The organism is Streptomyces sp. NPDC029292, from assembly GCF_055569295.1.
Window position 1 is genome coordinate 194,798 of record NZ_JBVHXR010000005.1, and the last position, 18,041, is coordinate 212,838.

Sequence of the window (18,041 nt, forward strand, 5' to 3'; positions counted from 1 at the left end):
CCCCGCACACCGCTCGGCACACCGCCCGCACGCGGCCCCTGCCCCCGCACACGGCCGGCCCTGACGTCACTCCGGCTGGTGCTCCGGCCCTCCGAAGTCCGGGCTCGTGAAGTCCGGGCTGGAGAAGCTGGGCCGCGGCCCGGCGGCGGGTCCGCCGTCGGGGCTGCTGAACCCCGGCCGGTTGTAGCCGAGGTGCGGGATGCGGCTCGGCGCCGGCGTCGGACGGCCCAGTGCCGCGGAGCCCGGGTCGGCGAGTGCCTCGCGGAGGAACGGCAGGATGCCGCGCTCCAGCAAGGCCTCGCGCCAGACTTCTCCGGCCCGGGTCACCTGTTCGTTCAGCTCGCTGCGCGCCCCGGCCCGGAGCGAGGATGAGCCGTTGCGCAGTGCCGTCAGCAGCAATAGGACCGCGGCGACCAGAATCGCGGCCGCCGTGACCGCGCCGAAGACCCACCCGGTGGTCAGAAGGGTCTTGGCGATCGCCGGCTCGGGGTCGAGCATCTTCAGGATGTACCCGACGAGCAGGAAGATCACGGCTGCTGTTCCGGCGAGGACGGGGGCGAGCACCGAGACGACGGCGATGGCGCCCGCTCCGGCGGTCTCGGAGACCTCTCCCACGGTGGTGGCGAGCCCCAGCGCGGTCGCGCCCGGCTCCGCGGAGCCGGTTGCCTCGCTCACGGCTGGGGTGGACGGCGCCGGCTGGCGCAGTTCCTCGCGGACCTTCACATAGTGCGCGTACTCGGTCGCCGCGGCCGCCGTGATGAGTGCGGTGGCGTTGAGCGCCATGGTGCGCAGCTGTTCGGGGTTGAGCCGCTGGCCGACAGCGGCGAGTTCCGGGCGGTGTGGTGCGGAGCGCAGCGCCTCATCGAGGATCCGCTCGTACTCCTGGCGGTCCTCGTTCAGCAGGTGCTGCGGAACGCTGTTCATGTGCATCCCCCGATGCTCCGTAGGGCTGGTGGCTCGCACGCTGACGAGCCGTCGGGCAGAAACGGAGGGGAGCCTGCTACGGATAAGCCGATGGTAGAGCGGTGACGGCACGCCGTGACAGGGGGTTTCCAGAAATTGCCCCCTGGCCGGCGCAGTCCTCCTTGGGGGGACGCCTGCCCGGTGAACGCTCAGCTATCCAGAGGAAGTTGCTGGACCAGCAGCTTTCCGGCCATGGTCACTCCGCCGTCCATCGCGATGGCCAGCCCGGCGGCGTAAAGATGTGGTCCCTCGACCACGGGGCCCGCGCTGTCCTCGCCGTCCTCCGAGCCGACCTCGCCCAAGAGGTACGGAATGGGGCTGTGACCATGGACGATGCGGGTGCCGCCGTAGGTGTCCAGCAGGGACCGTACGGCCTCGGCGCCCCCGTCGTCGCGGAAGGCGAAGCGCTTGGTGAACTTGCGGAAGAGGTCCCAGCACTCGTCCGCGTCGTTGCGAGTGAGGGTTTCGCGGACGGTGTCGTTGACCGCTTCGATGGAGTCGCCGTAGTCGAGGTAGGCGGTGGTGTCGGAGTGCACCAGGAGGTGTCCGTCGACCTGCTCCATGGCGTCGAGGCGGGCCATCCACTGGAGGTGGTGGTCCTGGAGGCGGTCCATGTCGGTCTTCTGGCCGCCGTTGAGCAGCCAGGCCGCCTGGAAGGTGGCGGTGCCCGCGCCGGAGTTGACGGGGGTGTCGCCGAAGCGCTTGGCGCCGAGCAGCAGCAGCTCGTGGTTGCCCATGAGCGCCTTGCAGTAGCCGCCGGCCGCGGCCGCCTCGGCGGACAGCCGCATCACGAGGTCGATCACGCCGATGCCGTCCGGGCCGCGGTCGGTGAAGTCGCCGAGGAACCACAGGCGCGCGGTCCCGGCGGACCAGTTGCCCGCGGCGTCGATGAGGCCCTGCTCCTGGAGCGCGGCGACCAGCTGGTCGAGATACCCGTGCACGTCACCGACGACGTACAGCGGACCCGGCCCGTCGCCGGGCTGCGGTCCTGGCACGGACTCTGGGTCGATGACCACCTGAACCGTGTCACCCCGGTTGATGACGGGCAGATCGCGCCGCGTGGGCGTGTAGCCCTCGGGGCCCTCGGCAGGCCTGGCGTCCTCCCCCGGGGGCGTGCTCTGCGCGTACGGACCGGTCTCGTGGACGTACGCGGGCACCCGGAAGTCGCGCAACGTCGCCGTCCGCACCACCTCGGGTCCCTGACCGGCCCCCTGAGTCATCGACCCCTCCACCACCATCGCGCCGCATCTGCACCGGATCGGACTGCCTGGTCGCAGCGGCCCGCGGTGTCGTCCGCCCATCATAGGAATGCGGATCGCGCCATGTGATGACCCAGGGGTGGTGAATCGGAGTAGGAGCCCAGTTCACCGCGGTTTTCGCCCGAATTGGGCGGGGCTTTCCCCGCCCTTTCTTCACCGGGCGTCAACCTCGTCGCGCGAACCGGGCGTCACCCCTCCTCGGGTGATCGGGGCGGACTGACCGTCGTACGGGGTGGACGGCGTTCGGAGGAGGTCCGCACGATCAGCTCCGTCGGTATCACCTGTTCGACCGGCTGGTCCGATTCGACCCCCTCGATGGCGTCGATGAGGAGCTGGACCACGGCCGTACCGATCCGGCGCGGTTTGAGGGAGAGCGTCGTGATGGGCGGTTCGGTGTTGGCGTAGACGGTGGACTCACTGCAGCAGACGAGCAGCAGGTCGTCCGGTACGCGCAGGCCGTAGCGCCGGGCCGCGGCCAGCAGGTCGGTGCCGTTGGGGTCGAAGAGTCCGTAGACGGCGTCGGGGCGGTCGGGCCGGGCCAGCAGCCGGTCGGCGGCGACGGCTCCCGCGCACGGATCGTGCGCCGGGTAGGCCTCGTACACCGGATCCTGGCCGACCCGCTCGCACCAGCGCAGGTATGCGGTGGTGGAGAGGTGGGTGTACGTGTCCGTGGAGGTGCCGGTGAGGAGGCCGATCCGGCGGGCGCCGGCGTCGGCCAGGTGGTCGAGGATGCCCAGGACCGCGGCCTCGTGGTCGTTGTCCACCCAGGCGGTGACCGGGAGGGAGCCCGCCGGGCGGCCGTCGGAGACGACCGGTAAACCCTGGCGGACCAGCTCGCTGACGACCGGGTCCTGGTCGGACGGGTCGATGACCACGGTTCCGTCCAGGGCGACGTTCGACCACACGTCGTGGCGCGAGGTCGCGGGGAGGATGACCAGGGCGTAGCCCCGGGCGAGCGCGGCCGAGGTGGCGGCTCTCGCCATCTCCGCGAAGTACGCGAACTCGGTGAAGGTGAAGGGTTCATCCCCGTACGTCGTCACGGTCAGGCCGATGAGGCCCGACTTGCCGGTACGGAGGGTTCGGGCCGCGGCCGACGGGCGATAGCCCAGCCGGTCGGCGACCTCGCGGACGTGGCGTCGGGTGGCGTCCGGGAGCCGGCCCTTGCCGTTGAGGGCGTCGGAGACCGTCGTGATGGAGACTCCTGCGGCCGCGGCCACGTCTCTGATGCCTGCCCGGCCCGGTCGACCGCCGCGGCGGGAGGTCTCCGCCCGGCTCACCTGGTGCTTCCCTGCTGCTGTCATGGCGAGCCGATAGTAGGGCTCATGCGGTGGGGTAGTGCGGACGCATATGCACGCGTTGACAGGCACGTTTCTGCATGGTCGACATGGGTCAACTCCCTTGGAAACAAAGGATGTTGAACGATACAATGGCAGTACGTGACTTGTCGGCGCGCATGGGCCTGCCAAGTGGGCCATGTTTCGAAGAGGTCTCAACTCACCTTCACGGGTGATGCGCGCCACGGCGTGAGCCACCGGCGCGTGCGCGGCCGGGCGGCGCGCCCCCCTATTTCGTACGCCTTCGTATGAGGATGACCACTCAGCCGTACGAGGATGATCACGAGGGCGCCTTCGGGCCGTGCGAGGGTGAGCGCCGAGCCGCGTCCGGTTGCCGTCCGGTTGCTGTTCGGTTGTCCACAGCCCATTCGCAGCGGCGCCGAATCCTCATAAGGTAAGAAGCATTGGTAGCCGGTGGTGGTCCTGAGCCGCTGGTGGTCACGAGGAGGACTGCGGTGAGCGAGACGAGCCCCAAGCTGCGTGCCGAGCTGGAGGGTATCCCCACCTACAAGCCCGGCAAGCCTGCCGCGGCCGGCGGTCCGGTGGCCTACAAGCTGTCGTCCAACGAGAACCCGTATCCGCCGCTGCCCGGCGTGATCGAGAGCGTGACCGCCGCGACCGGGTCCTTCAACCGCTACCCGGACATGGCCTGCACCGGACTGATGAACGAGTTGTCGGACCGTTTCGGCGTCCCCCTCTCGCACCTGGCCACCGGCACCGGCTCGGTCGGGGTCGCGCAGCAGCTGCTGCAGGCCACGAGCGGTCCGGGCGACGAGGTCATCTACGCCTGGCGGTCCTTCGAGGCGTACCCGATCATCACGCAGATCAGCGGGGCGACCTCGGTGCGGGTGCCGCTGACGCCGGGTGAGGTGCACGACCTGGACGCGATGGCGGACGCGATCACCGACCGGACCCGGCTGATCTTCATCTGCAACCCGAACAACCCGACCGGCACGGTGGTGCGCCGGGCCGAGCTGGAGCGCTTCCTCGACCGGGTGCCCAGTGACGTGCTCGTCGTCCTGGACGAGGCGTACCGGGAGTTCATCCGCGACGTGGAGGTCCCCGACGGCGTCGCGATCTACCGCGACCGGCCCAACGTGTGTGTGCTGCGTACCTTCTCCAAGGCCTATGGGCTCGCCGGTCTCCGGGTCGGCTTCGCGATCGCCCATGAGCCGGTCGCCGCGGCGCTGCGCAAGACGGCGGTGCCCTTCGGCGTGAGCCAGCTGGCCCAGGACGCCGCCGTGGCGAGCCTGCGCGCCGAGGACGAACTGCTCGGCCGGGTCGGCTCGCTGGTGTGCGAGCGCGTCCGTGTGGTCGAGGCGCTGCGCGGGCAGGGCTGGACGGTGCCCGAGACGCAGGCCAACTTCGTCTGGCTGCGGCTGGGGGAGCGCACGCTCGACTTCGCCGCCACCTGCGAGCAGGCCGGAGTTGTCGTGCGGCCCTTCGCCGGGGAGGGAGTCCGCGTGACGATCGGCGAGTCGGAGGCGAACGACATCTTCCTGAAGGTGACGGAAGGGTTCCGCAAGGAGCTGTAGTGGCCCACAAGCACTAGACGTTCTCTACGAGTTCTACGCGGACGGGGTCGCCGTCGCGCACCGTGGCCAGGTGGCCCGGGTCGCCGTCGAGACGGCCGAGGACGTTGCACGGGCTCGCGAGGCGGCACTCGTCGCCTCGCGAGATCGGTGTGGGCCCGTAAGGGAGCGCGAGGGCGTCGCCGTCGGTCCAGAAGGCCACCGTGCCGGGTTCGACGACCTGTTGGGCGCCGTCCTCGAGGGCGACGGAGACGCCGGTGTCGAAGTAGACCTCCTCGCCCCAGGTGCGGGCGGTGGAGGCGAGCGGCAGCGCCTGGGCGAGGGCCAGGGCGGTCGGGGTGTCGCCGAGGGTCGCGGTGAGGTGTCCCGCGGGCCAGGAGATCCGTATCTGCATGCGGCGGATTCAACAATATGTTGAAGTTCCTGCCAAGGGGGCCCGGGGGGTGACGTAAGAGGGGACCCCCCTTCGAAGGTCGAAAGCCGGTGCGTCATAATTGCTTGTGAATGTGAACGCGTTCACAAACGTGTCCCGGTTGCTCCCGTTATGTGTGTGACAAAGGGGGCAAACTGCCGCTGTACCACGGCGACGTAAGGAGACTGACGACGTGGAATTGGCTTTGGCGCCGGAGACTCTGGCGCGATGGCAGTTCGGCATCACCACCGTCTACCACTTCCTCTTCGTCCCCCTGACGATCTCGCTCGCCGCGCTCACCGCCGGCCTGCAGACGGCCTGGGTGCGCACGGAGAAAGAGAAGTACCTCAGGGCCACCAAGTTCTGGGGCAAGCTCTTCCTGATCAACATCGCGATGGGCGTCGTCACTGGCATCGTGCAGGAGTTCCAGTTCGGCATGAACTGGTCCGACTACTCGCGCTTTGTCGGCGACATCTTCGGTGCCCCGCTCGCTTTCGAAGCCCTGATCGCCTTCTTCTTCGAGTCCACCTTCATCGGGCTGTGGATCTTCGGCTGGGACAAGCTGCCGAAGAAGCTCCACCTCGCCTGCATCTGGATGGTCTCGATCGGCACGATCCTGTCGGCGTACTTCATCCTCGCGGCCAACTCGTGGATGCAGCACCCCGTCGGCTACAAGATCAACAAGGTGAAGGGGCGTGCCGAACTCACCGACTTCTGGCACGTGCTGACCCAGAACACCGCGCTCGCCCAGTTCTTCCACACACTCTCGGCGTCCTTCCTGACTGGCGGCGCCTTCATCGTCGGCATCGCCGCCTTCCACCTGTTCCGCAAGAAGCACGTCTCCGTGATGAAGACCTCGCTGCGGCTGGGGCTGGTCACCGTGGTCATCGCCGGACTGCTCACCGCGATCAGCGGTGACACCCTCGGCAAGGTCATGTTCAAGCAGCAGCCGATGAAGATGGCCGCCGCCGAGGCGCTGTGGGACGGTCAGGACTCCGCGCCGTTCTCGATCTTCGCGTACGGGGACGTCAGCAAGGGGCACAACACCGTCGAGCTGTCCATCCCGGGGATACTGTCGTTCCTCGCCGACGACGACTTCAGCTCGTATGTCCCCGGCATCAACGACACCAACAAGGCCGAGCAGGCGAAGTACGGTCCCGGCGACTATCGCCCCATCATCCCCGTCACCTTCTGGGCGTTCCGCTGGATGATCGGCTTCGGCATGGCGTCCTTCGCGATCGGCCTGGTCGGACTCTGGCTGACCCGCAAGAAGTTCATGCTGCCGCAGCACTTGAGGGTCGGCGACGACGAGGTGCCGCAACTCGTCCTCTTCAAGAACAAGGCCCTCGGCCCGACGCTCACCAAGTGGTACTGGCGCATCGCGATCCTGACCCTGGGCTTCCCGCTGATCGCCAACTCCTGGGGCTGGATCTTCACCGAGATGGGCCGTCAGCCGTGGGTCGTCTACGGCGTCCTGCAGACCCGGCAAGCGGTCTCCCCCGGTGTCTCGCAGGGCGAGGTGCTCACCTCGATGATCGTCTTCACGACGCTCTACGCGATCCTCGCTGTCGTCGAGGTCAAGCTGCTCGTGAAGTACGTCAAGGCCGGACCCCCCGAGCTCACCGAGGCCGACCTCAACCCACCCACCAAGATCGGCGGCGACTCCCAAGACGCCGACAAGCCGATGGCCTTCTCCTACTAGGCCCAGGGAGCTGCTGAGTCATGGAACTTCACGACGTCTGGTTCGTACTCATCGCGGTCCTCTGGATCGGCTACTTCTTCCTGGAGGGCTTCGACTTCGGAGTCGGCATCCTCACCAAACTGCTGGCCCGCGACCGCATCGAGAAGCGGGTGCTGATCAACACGATCGGTCCCGTCTGGGACGGCAACGAGGTGTGGCTGCTCACGGCGGGCGGCGCGACCTTCGCCGCCTTCCCCGAGTGGTACGCCACGCTCTTCTCCGGCTTCTATCTGCCGCTGCTGATCATTCTGGTCTGCCTGATCGTGCGCGGTGTCGCCTTCGAGTACCGGGCGAAGCGGCCCGAGGAGAACTGGCAGCGCAACTGGGAGACCGCGATCTTCTGGACCTCGCTGATCCCGGCGTTCCTGTGGGGCGTGGCCTTCGGCAACATCGTGCGCGGAGTGAAGATCGACAAGAACTTCGAGTACGTGGGCAACCTCTGGGATCTGCTCAACCCGTACGCGATCCTCGGCGGACTGGTCACGCTGACGCTGTTCACTTTCCACGGAACGGTGTTCGTCGGGCTCAAGACCGTCGGGGACATCCGTGAGCGCGCGCGGAAGCTGGCACTGCAACTCGGTCTTGTGGCAGCCGTATTGGCGCTGATCTTCCTGCTCTGGACCCAGGCCGAGAACGGTGACGCCAAGTCGCTGGTCGCACTGGTGGTGGCCGTGGTCGCGCTCGTCGCGTCGCTGGTGGCGGTCAACGCTGGCCGTGAGGGCTGGGCGTTCATGCTGTCGGGGCTCACCGTCGTGGCGGCCGTCGCGATGCTGTTCCTGTCGCTCTTCCCGAACGTCATGCCGTCCTCGCTCAATGACGACTGGAGCCTGACGGTCACCAACGCGTCGTCGAGCCCGTACACCCTGAAGATCATGACCTGGTGCGCGGGCATCGCCACGCCGATCGTCCTGCTCTACCAGTCGTGGACGTACTGGGTGTTCCGCAAGCGGATCGGTACGCAGCACATCGCCGCGGATGCCGCGCACTGAATCCGACCTAAGGGCATGTTTCACGTGAAACATGCCCGATGAGCCAAGGGTGTGTTTCACGTGAAACCGATCGACCCGCGTCTGCTTCGGTACGCCCGCGCCACTCGCCACTTTCTCGCGGCGGTCGTCGGTCTGGGGGTCGCCGGGGCGGCGCTGGTCATTGCCCAGGCGATGCTCATCGCCGAGGTCGTGGTCGGCGCCTTCCAGCACGGACTCTCGGCCGGCGAGCTCCGGACACCGCTGGTGTTGCTGGCAGTGGTCGCGATCGGCCGGGCGGTCGTCTCCTGGCTCACCGAACTCGCCGCGCACCGAGCCAGCGCGGCGGTCAAGTCGGAGTTGCGGGGACGGCTGCTGGAGCGGGCCGCGCAGCTCGGCCCCGGGTGGCTGAGCGGGCAGCGGACGGGCTCGCTGGTCGCCCTGGCCACGCGGGGAGTCGACGCGCTCGACGACTACTTCTCGCGCTATCTGCCGCAGTTGGGGCTCGCGGTGGTGGTTCCGGTGGCCGTCCTCGCGCGGATCGTCACCGAGGACTGGGTGTCGGCGGCGATCATCATCGGCACGCTGCCGCTCATCCCCCTCTTCATGGTGCTGATCGGCTGGGCGACTCGGTCCCAGATGGACCGTCAGTGGCGGATGCTGTCACGGCTTTCGGGCCACTTCCTGGATGTGGTCGCGGGGCTGCCGACGCTCAAGGTGTTCGGCCGGGCCAAGGCGCAGGCCGAGTCGATCCGACGGATCACCGGCGAGTACCGGCTGGCGACCATGCGGACGCTGCGGATCGCCTTCCTGTCGTCCTTCGCGCTGGAGCTGCTCGCCACGATCTCGGTCGCGCTGGTCGCGGTGACCATCGGGATGCGGCTCGTCCACGGCGAGATGGACCTGTATGTGGGGCTCGTCATCCTCGTCCTCGCGCCCGAGGCGTATCTGCCACTGCGGCAGGTGGGGGCGCAGTACCACGCCGCCGCCGAGGGGCTCGCGGCGGCCGAGGAGATCTTCTCCGTGCTGGAGACGCCGGTGCGGGCCGGTGGCTCGCTTTCCTTGCCCGCGGGGGAGATCGGCTTCGAGGGTGTGACCGTGCGGTACCCGGGGCGCTCCGGGGACGCGGTCTCGGACGTCTCGTTCACGGTCGAGCCCGGTGAGACGGTCGCCCTCGTGGGGCCGAGCGGGGTGGGCAAGTCGACACTGTTGAACGTACTGCTGGGGTTCGTGGAGCCCGCCGAGGGCCGGGTGCGGGTCGGGGGAGTCGATCTTGCCGAGGCCGACCTGGCGGAGTGGCGCTCGCGGGTCGCCTGGGTGCCGCAGCGGCCCCATCTCTACGCCGGGTCCATCGCCGAGAACGTACGGCTGGCGCGTCCCGACGCGGACGACGCGGCGCTGCGGCGGGCGCTTGTCGACGCGGGCGCCGCGGGCTTCGTCGACGCGCTGCCCGACGGGGTCGACACGGTCCTCGGTGAGGACGGGGCCGGGCTGTCCGCCGGTCAGCGTCAACGCCTCGCCCTGGCACGGGCGTTCCTCGCGGACCGTCCGGTACTGCTCCTCGACGAGCCGACGGCTTCGCTGGACGGGGCGACCGAGGCGGAGGTCGTGGAGGCGGTGCGGCGGCTCGCCGTGGGGCGGACGGTGTTGCTGGTGGTGCATCGGCCCGCGTTGCTGGGGGTGGCGGACCGGGTGGTGCGGCTGGAGCCCGGGGCGCCCGTCGTGGTGTCCGGCTCCGTGGACGCCGCCGGAGCGCAGCCTCCCCGGCCGGTCGAACTCGAAGGCGTGGCCGCGGCCGACGGCGAAGGCCCCTACGTGGCCCCGCAGCGGAGTGGCGGCGTGCTCGCCCGTGTCCGTGCCATGGCCGTTCCCCGGCGTGGGCCGCTCGTGCTCGCTCTCCTCCTGGGCAGCCTCGCGCTCGGCAGTGCCGTCGGTCTGATGGCCACCTCCGGGTGGCTCATCTCGCGGGCGTCCCAGCAGCCGCCGGTGCTGTATCTGATGGTGGCCGTGACGGCTACGCGGGCGTTCGGGATCGGGCGGGCCGTGTTCCGGTACGCGGAGCGGCTCGTGTCACACGACGCGGTGCTGCGGATGCTGGCCGACACCAGGGTCGCCGTGTACCGGCGCCTTGAGCGGCTGGCGCCCGCGGGGCTGCGGACGACGCGGCGCGGTGATCTGCTGTCGCGGCTCGTCGCCGATGTCGACGCGTTGCAGGACTACTGGCTGCGGTGGCTGCTGCCCGCCGGGGCCGCGGTCGTCGTGTCCGCCGCCGCCGTGGGCTTCACCGCCTGGCTGCTGCCCGAGGCCGGTGCCGCGCTCGCCGTCGGGCTGCTGGCCGCCGGGGTGGGCGTCCCGCTCGTGACCGGCGCCGTGGCGCGCCGCGCCGAACGCCGGCTCGCTCCCGCTCGCGGCGTCCTGGCGACACGGGTGACCGATCTGCTCACGGGAACGGCCGAGTTGACGGTCGCGGGCGCGCTGCCCGCCCGTACCGCCGAGGCGCGGCGGGCCGACACCGTGCTCACCCGCATCGCCTCCCGGGCCGCCACCGCGACCGCGCTCGGCGACGGGCTCACGGCGCTCGCGTCCGGGCTGACCGTCACGGCCACCGCCCTCGTGGGGGCCCAGGCGGTCACCGCCGGGCGGCTGGGCGGCGTGGCGATGGCCGTCGTCGCCCTCATCCCGCTGGCCGCGTTCGAGGCCGTCCTGGGGCTGCCGCTCGCCGTCCAGTACCGCCAGCGGGTGCGCAAGAGCGCGGAGCGCGTGTACGAGGTGCTGGACGCCCCCGATCCCGTACGCGAACCGGAACACCCGGCGCAGCCGCCCGCGTCCGCATTCCCCCTGGTGATCAAGGAACTGGCCGCACGCCACACCGGACAGGACCGGGACGCGCTCGCCGGGCTCGACCTCACCCTCGAACAGGGCCGCAGGGTCGCTGTCGTCGGCCCCTCCGGGTCCGGCAAGACCACGCTCGCGCAGGTGCTGCTGCGGTTCCTGGACGCGGGCGCGGGGACGTACACCTTGGGCGGTGTGGACGCGTACGCGATGGACGGGGACGCGGTACGCCGCCTGGTCGGGCTCTGCGCCCAGGACGCGCACCTTTTCGACAGCACGGTGCGCGAGAACCTGCTGCTGGCGCGGAAGGACGCGACCGAGACCGCACTGCGCGACGCGCTCGCCCGGGCCCGGCTCCTGGACTGGGCGGACGGGCTGCCCGACGGGCTCGACACGCTGATCGGCGAACACGGGGCGCGGCTGTCCGGCGGCCAGCGTCAGCGGCTCGCGCTGGCGCGGGCGCTACTCGCCGACTTTCCCGTACTCGTCCTCGACGAGCCCGCGGAACATCTCGACCTGCCGACGGCCGACGCGCTCACCGCCGATCTGCTGGCCGCGACCGAGGGCCGTACGACGCTGTTGATCACGCACCGGCTGGCCGGCCTCGACGCCGTGGACGAGGTGATCGTGCTCGCGGAGGGAAGTGTGGTCCAGCGGGGTGTGTACGCGGAGCTGGCGGCTGTCGAGGGCCCGCTGCGGGAGATGGTGGAGCGGGAGGCGGCGGGGGATCTGCTGGTCGGGTCCGTGGGGCGCTAGGTGTGCTGTCCGGCGGATCACGCCGGAGACGCGGCGTTCGCCGTCGTCCTGCCGCCCCGTCGTCCTGCTGCCCCGCTTTCCTGCCGCCTCGCCGTCTCCCCGGCCGGGCTCGACTTTCCCTTGCACGGGCTCGACTTTCCCTTATAAATGGGACTAACTACCCTCAAGGCATGTCAGTAGCTCCTGCCTCGCCCGGCCCGGACGACGGCCCAGACGGTGGCCTGGACGCGGCGGCGCGGGCGGACCGGGGCCTGCAGGGGCTGTCCACCGAGCTGACCGCGCGGGTGCCGCAGCTGCTGGAGGCGATGCGGTCGGTCGGGTCGGGCCTGGAGCTGCACTCCACGCTGGACCGGATCTGCGAGACGGCGGCCGAGCTGGCGGACGCGCGGTACGCGGCCATCGGGGTCGTCGCCGAGGACGGAGAAGGGCTCGCGGACTTCGTCTACCACGGGGTCGACGAGGAGACCGCCGAGCGGATCGGGCGGCTGCCCGACGGACACAAGGGGCTGCTGGGCGCCCTCATCCACGACCCGGTGCCGGTGCTGCGCGCGAACGTGGCCGACGATCCGCGTTCGTGCGGGTTCCCGGAACACCATCCGCCGATGCGCAGCTTCCTCGGGGTCCCGATCCGGGTGCAGGGGGAGATCTTCGGGAATCTGTACCTCAGCGAGAAGCGCGGCGGCGGACCCTTCGACGACTACGACCTCAACATGGTCCGGGTGCTGGCGATGGAGGCGGGCATCGCCATCGGCAACGCCCGTCTGTACGAGGCCGCCAAGCAGCGCGAGCGCTGGATCGACGGCTCGGTGGCCGTCACCACCGCGCTGCTGTCGGCCGACGACGCCGAGGACGCCCTCCAGGTTGTCGCCGAACAGGCCCGACAGCTTTCCGGCTCGGCGGCCGGGATCGTGCTGCTGCCCGCCGAAGAGGGCGGTCTGGAGATCGTCGCCGTCGCCTCGGAACGCCCGTCGAAGGCGCTCGGCATGGTCATCCCCCCGGAGAGCGGGCTCGTGGCGGAACTCCTCGACGGGGAGCTCATGTTCGTCGAGGACGCGGCCACCGACCCGCGGATGGCCACGGATCTCGCGCGCGAGTACGGGCCGATCATGTTGCTGCCGTTGCAGAGCGACGGCCGTGTGCTCGGGGCCCTCGTCACACCGCGCGTCCGCGGCGGCCGTCCGTTCACGGAGACCGAGCGCACGCTGGCCGCGCAGTTCGCCTCGCAGGCCGCGCTCGCGCTGATGACGGCCGAGGCGCAGCGCGACCGGGAGCGGCTCGCGGTGTACGAGGACCGCGACCGGATCGCCCGTGACCTGCACGACCTCGTCATCCAGCGGCTGTTCGCCACAGGGATGATGCTGGAGAGCGCCCAGCGCCGGTCCGTCGTGCCCGAGGTGCAGGAGGGCGTCGGCAAGGCGGTCGACGCACTCGACGTCACCATCCAGGAGATCCGCACCGCCATCTTCGCCCTCCAACAGAGCCCCGCGGAGGTGCCGTCGGCGCTGCACACCCGCGTGCTGCGCGAGATCAACATGGCCGCCGTACCGCTCGGCTTCAAGCCCTCCCACCACTTCGTCGGCCCCGTCGACACGGTGGTCGGCGAACTCACCGGCAAGAACCTCATCGCGGCCCTGCGCGAGGCCCTCTCCAACGCCTTCCGGCACGCCGGGGCGTCCCGTATCGACGTCGTCGTCGACGCGACCGTGCTCCTGCCGGACGGTCGGCCGGCTGTCCGGCTGACCGTCGCGGACGACGGCGTCGGCATCCCCGACGGCGGCCGGCGCAGCGGCCTGAGGAACCTCAAGCGCCGTGCCGAGTCTCTGGGCGGCGACAGCTGGTACGGGCCCGGGATCGGCGAGGACGGGGGCGGTACGACGGTGGTGTGGCAGGCGCCGTACTGAGCACTCCGGGGCCGCGGGACCGGAGCGGCTCTCCAGGACCGAGGAGCAACGCCCCGAAGGCGGGCTCCAGGACCGAGGGGCAGCGCACCGAAGGCGGGCTCCAGGACCGAGGAGCAACGCACCGAAGGCGGCTCCAGGTTCACGGGAGTCAACACACCGAAGCCGAGCCCCTGTTCGGCCCAGTGGCGTCCGCCATCCGTGGCGTCCGGTCCCCCAGGTGCACGACCTGAACGTGACCATGCCCGATCCGGCGGGACACGATCGCTGTCATTGTCCGGGTCCGGTAGACAGCGGCTCCTGCTGAACTCGCTCGGTTCTACAACCGCTGCGACGATCCGCTCGGTTCTACAACCGCTCCGCGACCATCCGCTCGATCACGACCGCCACCCCGTCCTCGTTGTTGGCGACCGTGCGCCCGGATGCCGCGGCGATCACGTCGGGATGCGCGTTGCCCATCGCGTACGACTGGCCCGCCCAGGTGAGCATCTCGACGTCGTTCGGCATGTCGCCGAAGGCGACGACCTCCTCGGGAGAGATGCCGCGCTCGGCGCAGCACAGTGCGAGGGTGCTCGCCTTGGAGACGCCGGGGCCGCTGATCTCCAGCAGGGCACTGGGGCTGGAGCGCGTGACATTGGCGCGGTCGCCGATGGCATGGCGGGCGACGGTGAGGAAGTCGTCCGGATCCATCTCGTAGTGGTAGGCGAGCACCTTGAGCACCGGCTGATCGGCGTCGAGGGCGTCCTCGGCGAGGAGCTTCTCGGCGGGCGCGACGATCTCCGGGGGCTCCATGTGCAGCGAGGGGTATCCCGGTTCCAGGTGGAGTCCGTATGTGCGCTCTACGGCGCACACCGTGCCGGGTGCGGCGCCGCGCAGCCGCCGGATGACGTTGAGCGCGATGTCGGGCACCAACTCGCGGATCTTGACGAAGCGGTGGGCACCGGGGCCACCGTGCAGGTCGACCACGGCCGCGCCGTTGCCGCAGATCGCCAGGCCGTGCCCGTGGACGTGGTCGCTGACCACATCCATCCAGCGGGCCGGGCGGCCGGTGACGAAGAACACCTCGATACCGGCCTGCTCGGCGGCGGCGAGGGCGGCGATCGTGCGCTCGGACACCGACTTGTCGTCGCGCAACAGGGTGCCGTCGAGATCCGTGGCGATCAGCCGGGGCGGAACGGTGGAGGCCGGGGTCTCGGGCCGTCGAGTCGCTGAGGTCACCGGCCCATTCTCCCGCATATGCGCGCACGGGCGTGCGCCGGTCCGCACAAGTGAGTGGTTACCGTCCTCACCAGCGCCGTTACGCCCCGTCAAAGTCAGCGCAGCTGTGCCGGGGCCTCCATGGCGATCTGCTCGAAGACCTTCTCGTCGGCGGCGAAGCCCGAGTCGGGGATCGGCCAGTGGATCACGATGTCGGTGAAGCCCAGCTCGGCGTGCTTGCCCGCGAAGTCGACGAACGCGTCGAGGGACTCCAGCGGACGGCCGCGGTCCGGGGTGAAGCCGGTGAGCAGAACCTTGTCCATCGCGGCCACGTCACGGCCGACCGCGGCGCAGGCGGCGCCCAGCTTCTCGACCTGTCCGCGAATGGCTTGAATCGACTGTTCAGAGGTGCCCGTCTCGTACAGCTTCGGGTCGCCGGTCGTCACCCACGCCTGTCCGTGCTGTGCGGCGAGCTTCAGCCCGCGCGGCCCGGTGGCGGCCACGGCGAAGGGCAGCCGGGGGCGCTGGACGCAGCCGGGGATGTTGCGCGCCTCGTGCGCCGAGTAGAAGTCGCCGTTGTAGGAGACGGAGTCCTCGGTGAGGAGCCGGTCGAGCAGGGGGACGAACTCGGCGAGGCGGTCGGCGCGCTCGCGCGGGGTCCAGGGCTCCTGGCCGAGTGCCGTGGCGTCGAAGCCGGTGCCGCCCGCGCCGATGCCCAGGGTGACCCGGCCGTTCGAGATGTCGTCGAGGGAGATCAGTTCCTTGGCGAGGGTCACCGGGTGCCGGAAGTTCGGCGAGGTCACGAGCGTGCCGAGGCGGAGATGATCGGTGACGGCGGCCGCGGCGGTCAGCGTCGGGACGGCTCCGAACCACGGGCCGTCGCGGAAGGTCCGCCACGACAGATGGTCGTACGTGAACGCGGTGTGGAAGCCGAGCTGCTCCGCACGCTGCCAGGCGGAACGCCCGCCCTCGTGCCAGCGGACGTACGGCAGGATCACAGTGCTCAGACGCAGACTCATGCATCGAGCGTAAGCGGAGCCGCGGGGTGGTCGTGCCCGCGGCCGATCAGTGCGGTGCGGGAAACCGCAGGTACCGCGGCGGTACGGCCCGGGTGAGCCACACCCCGTTCGCACTGACGTGGAAGACATGGCCGTCGCGGTGCATGGCGGCGGCGTCGACGGAGAGGACGACGGGCCGTCCGCGGCGGGCGCCGACGCGGGTGGCGGTGTCCCGGTCCGGCGAGAGGTGTACGTCGTGCCGGTTCATGGGGCGCAGGCCTTCGGCGCGGATCGCGTCCAGGTTGCGGGCCACGGTCCCGTGGTAGAGGTACGCGGGCGGGGTCGCCGGGGACAGTCCGAGGTCGACCTCGACGGAGTGGCCCTGGCTGGCGCGGATCCGGGTGCCCTCGATCGCGAAGCGCCGCTTGTCGTTCGTGGCCACCACGTGGTCGAGCTCCTCGCGCGTGAACCGGAATCCGTGCGTGGCGGCCGCGGCGATCAGCGCCTCGATCTCGACCCAGCCGCCCTCGCCGAGCGTGAGCCCGATGCGTTCGGGTTGATGCCGCAGATGCTTCGAGAGGTACTTGGACACTTTCACGGTGCGTCTTTCATCCATCTCTCCAGGGTGCCGGGCGAGATGCTGATCACGCATTTGATTTTGGTTCGGAGGTTTGATCCACAGCCAAGTGCGGTTATCCACAGGGGAATTGGCGAATCTGTGGACAACTGCCCAGCGGTTTAGGGTATTTCGTCAATTTTGGTCTGGTTGCCATGGTTTGAGGTGAGGTGGTCCAAGGTCCGGGCCTGCACCTCCCGTTCGGCGGCCGCGGTGACGAAGGCGCCCACCTGTCCGGCGCCAACCAGCCGCTCCACAGCCCTCATTGTGGCCGCGGGGATCTCCACGGAAAGCGTCTCGTCCTTGCATTGCGGGGGTTGGCCCGAACCCAGGTGCCGGCGCAGCTGCCGGTTGGCGAACAGCCGCATGGCACGGGCCAGTTCCGCGTCCACCGTCTGCTGCGCGAGCGGCCGCAGTCGTCGTACGAGCGAGGCCGCCTCGGCCGCGTCCGCGTCGGTCGGCGGATGCTCCCCCAGATAGCGCGCGAAGACATGCTCGGTCGTGAACTCCAGGAAACGGGAGGCGATGTGCTCGACCTGCCCCCTCAACTCCCGCAAATGGCCGGAGATCGCGGACAGCGGCACACTCGCCGCGTACAACTCGACAGCCACAGCCAGCTCTTGGGGACTCGGCACCACGAAAGAGTCAGCGTCCCCGGGAACCGGCTCCAGCACGCCGAGCTCCACGGCGTCGGCCACCGCCGCGTCGTCCGGGCTGCCGCCGAACCGCTCGAACAGCTCGGCCCGCGAGATCCGTACGGCCTCCTCGTCGGTCCATGGCCCGTCGACCTCCGCGACCAGGCCCAGGATCCCGCCGAGGCCCCGGCCCGTGTCCCAGGCCTCCAGGAGTTCCTTGATGGAAGCCAGCGTGTAGCCGCGGTCGAGGAGGCCGGCGATCTGGCGCAGCCGGGCCAGATGCGCGTCCGCGTACACATTGGCGCGGCCGCGCCGCTCGGGGCGGGGGAGCAGCCCGCGGTCCTGATAGGCGCGGATCGTCCGGACGGTGGCGCCGCTGTGGTGCGCCAGGTCCTCGATCCGGTACGCGACACCGACCGACTCGTCGTTCACGCTCCCTGCCTTTCCGCGCCGCCCCGCGCCCCGGGAGACCCGTCCGCGTGAGGGCAGCCCGTCCCTATGCGATGGCCGCCCGCCCGATCACCCCGGCCGCCGTCCGGGCCGCCGGGGACTGTGCCAGATACTCGACGGCTCTGCGCAGTGAGCCCTCCTGCGACGGATGGTACGACCGCCGCAGATAGCGGGGTATGGCCGCGCCGAGTTCCTTCCAGGTGGGCAACAGCCCCTTGCGTACAGCCCTGTTGTGGGCGGCGAGCGAGTAGCGCAGGCGGCCGGCGAGCTGGGGGTCGTGGCGTGGGAGATAGGCGGCGCCCCCGAGCCCATGGGTGTGCGCATGGGACACGGGGGCCGCCGTGCTCGTGATCCGCCGGGCGTACGAGGGCAGTTCGCTGCCCGGCTGGGACCTCCTGGCCCATGAACCGTTCCTTAGCGTTGGACAGGCTGGGCCTGGCCAACGGCGCGCCC

The 18,041-nt window shown here is 70.2% G+C and carries 14 protein-coding genes; 5 read left to right on the forward strand and 9 right to left on the reverse strand.

The annotated features are described in order from the left end of the window. Nucleotides 1-66: 66 nt before the first annotated feature. The 3 genes from ACZ4WS_RS14325 to ACZ4WS_RS14335 form a co-directional block, all read right to left on the reverse strand. Nucleotides 67-930, reverse strand: a complete 864-nt coding sequence (locus ACZ4WS_RS14325) for a hypothetical protein (protein ID WP_467980280.1) — start codon at nucleotides 928-930, stop codon at nucleotides 67-69. 182 nt (nucleotides 931-1,112) lie between these two features. Continuing rightward, nucleotides 1,113-2,198: a metallophosphoesterase gene (locus tag ACZ4WS_RS14330; protein WP_467980536.1), complete on the reverse strand. Its 1,086-nt coding sequence runs from the start codon at nucleotides 2,196-2,198 to the stop codon at nucleotides 1,113-1,115. Nucleotides 2,199-2,410: 212 nt separating this feature from the next. Beyond that, nucleotides 2,411-3,523 carry a LacI family DNA-binding transcriptional regulator gene (locus ACZ4WS_RS14335; RefSeq protein WP_467980282.1) on the reverse strand — a complete coding sequence of 371 codons (1,113 nt, stop codon included), beginning with the start codon at nucleotides 3,521-3,523 and terminating at the stop codon, nucleotides 2,411-2,413. 488 nt (nucleotides 3,524-4,011) lie between these two features. On the opposite strand from ACZ4WS_RS14335, the gene hisC reads away from it, so the two are divergent. Then, the gene (gene hisC, locus ACZ4WS_RS14340; protein ID WP_467980284.1) at nucleotides 4,012-5,091 is read left to right on the forward strand and encodes a histidinol-phosphate transaminase; all 1,080 of its coding nucleotides are present in this window, start codon (nucleotides 4,012-4,014) and stop codon (nucleotides 5,089-5,091) included. Nucleotides 5,092-5,104: 13 nt separating this feature from the next. Here the strand turns inward: hisC and ACZ4WS_RS14345 are convergent, their stop codons facing one another. Beyond that, nucleotides 5,105-5,482 (reverse strand): cyclophilin-like fold protein, encoded by a 378-nt coding sequence (locus ACZ4WS_RS14345; RefSeq protein WP_467980286.1) that lies wholly within the window; start codon nucleotides 5,480-5,482, stop codon nucleotides 5,105-5,107. Nucleotides 5,483-5,693: 211 nt separating this feature from the next. On the opposite strand from ACZ4WS_RS14345, the gene ACZ4WS_RS14350 reads away from it, so the two are divergent. The 4 genes from ACZ4WS_RS14350 (at nucleotide 5,694) to ACZ4WS_RS14365 (ending at nucleotide 13,695) form a co-directional block, all read left to right on the forward strand. Continuing rightward, nucleotides 5,694-7,202 carry a cytochrome ubiquinol oxidase subunit I gene (locus ACZ4WS_RS14350; RefSeq protein ID WP_467980288.1) on the forward strand — a complete coding sequence of 503 codons (1,509 nt, stop codon included), beginning with the start codon at nucleotides 5,694-5,696 and terminating at the stop codon, nucleotides 7,200-7,202. A gap of 20 nt (nucleotides 7,203-7,222) precedes the next feature. Continuing rightward, nucleotides 7,223-8,230, forward strand: coding sequence for a cytochrome d ubiquinol oxidase subunit II (gene cydB / locus ACZ4WS_RS14355; protein ID WP_467980290.1), 1,008 nt, complete (start codon nucleotides 7,223-7,225; stop codon nucleotides 8,228-8,230). Nucleotides 8,231-8,290: 60 nt separating this feature from the next. Further along, complete coding sequence (cydD, locus tag ACZ4WS_RS14360) at nucleotides 8,291-11,794, forward strand: thiol reductant ABC exporter subunit CydD (protein WP_467980292.1); 3,504 nt, start codon at nucleotides 8,291-8,293, stop codon at nucleotides 11,792-11,794. A gap of 170 nt (nucleotides 11,795-11,964) precedes the next feature. After that, a complete protein-coding gene (locus ACZ4WS_RS14365) occupies nucleotides 11,965-13,695 on the forward strand; it encodes a GAF domain-containing sensor histidine kinase (RefSeq protein WP_467980294.1) in 1,731 nt (576 codons plus the stop codon). 345 nt (nucleotides 13,696-14,040) lie between these two features. Here ACZ4WS_RS14365 and ACZ4WS_RS14370 read toward each other — a convergent pair whose 3' ends face one another. The 5 genes from ACZ4WS_RS14370 to ACZ4WS_RS14390 all read right to left on the reverse strand — a co-directional run bounded on the left by ACZ4WS_RS14370 (nucleotide 14,041) and on the right by ACZ4WS_RS14390 (nucleotide 17,919). Beyond that, entirely contained in the window at nucleotides 14,041-14,928 is an 888-nt protein-coding gene (locus ACZ4WS_RS14370; RefSeq protein WP_467980296.1) for a Cof-type HAD-IIB family hydrolase, read from the reverse strand. Between the two features lie 77 nt (nucleotides 14,929-15,005). Beyond that, nucleotides 15,006-15,908 (reverse strand): LLM class flavin-dependent oxidoreductase, encoded by a 903-nt coding sequence (locus ACZ4WS_RS14375; RefSeq protein WP_467980298.1) that lies wholly within the window; start codon nucleotides 15,906-15,908, stop codon nucleotides 15,006-15,008. A 46-nt stretch (nucleotides 15,909-15,954) separates the two neighbouring features. After that, nucleotides 15,955-16,503: an RNA 2'-phosphotransferase gene (locus ACZ4WS_RS14380; RefSeq protein WP_467980300.1), complete on the reverse strand. Its 549-nt coding sequence runs from the start codon at nucleotides 16,501-16,503 to the stop codon at nucleotides 15,955-15,957. A 122-nt stretch (nucleotides 16,504-16,625) separates the two neighbouring features. After that, entirely contained in the window at nucleotides 16,626-17,570 is a 945-nt protein-coding gene (locus ACZ4WS_RS14385) for a MerR family transcriptional regulator (RefSeq protein WP_467980302.1), read from the reverse strand. Between the two features lie 64 nt (nucleotides 17,571-17,634). After that, entirely contained in the window at nucleotides 17,635-17,919 is a 285-nt protein-coding gene (locus ACZ4WS_RS14390) for a hypothetical protein (RefSeq protein ID WP_467980304.1), read from the reverse strand. Nucleotides 17,920-18,041: the final 122 nt, after the last annotated feature.

Bases quoted from the DNA above. Each gene is read 5' to 3' on its own strand.
- ACZ4WS_RS14325 (WP_467980280.1), bottom strand. From the start codon at position 930: ATGCACATGAACAGCGTTCCGCAGCACCTGCTGAACGAGGACCGCCAG.
- ACZ4WS_RS14380 (WP_467980300.1), bottom strand. From the start codon at position 16,503: ATGGATGAAAGACGCACCGTGAAAGTGTCCAAGTACCTCTCGAAGCAT.
- ACZ4WS_RS14375 (WP_467980298.1), bottom strand. From the start codon at position 15,908: ATGAGTCTGCGTCTGAGCACTGTGATCCTGCCGTACGTCCGCTGGCAC.
- ACZ4WS_RS14335 (WP_467980282.1), bottom strand. From the start codon at position 3,523: ATGACAGCAGCAGGGAAGCACCAGGTGAGCCGGGCGGAGACCTCCCGC.
- ACZ4WS_RS14345 (WP_467980286.1), bottom strand. From the start codon at position 5,482: ATGCAGATACGGATCTCCTGGCCCGCGGGACACCTCACCGCGACCCTC.
- ACZ4WS_RS14370 (WP_467980296.1), bottom strand. From the start codon at position 14,928: ATGCGGGAGAATGGGCCGGTGACCTCAGCGACTCGACGGCCCGAGACC.
- ACZ4WS_RS14365 (WP_467980294.1), top strand. From the start codon at position 11,965: ATGTCAGTAGCTCCTGCCTCGCCCGGCCCGGACGACGGCCCAGACGGT.
- cydB (WP_467980290.1), top strand. From the start codon at position 7,223: ATGGAACTTCACGACGTCTGGTTCGTACTCATCGCGGTCCTCTGGATC.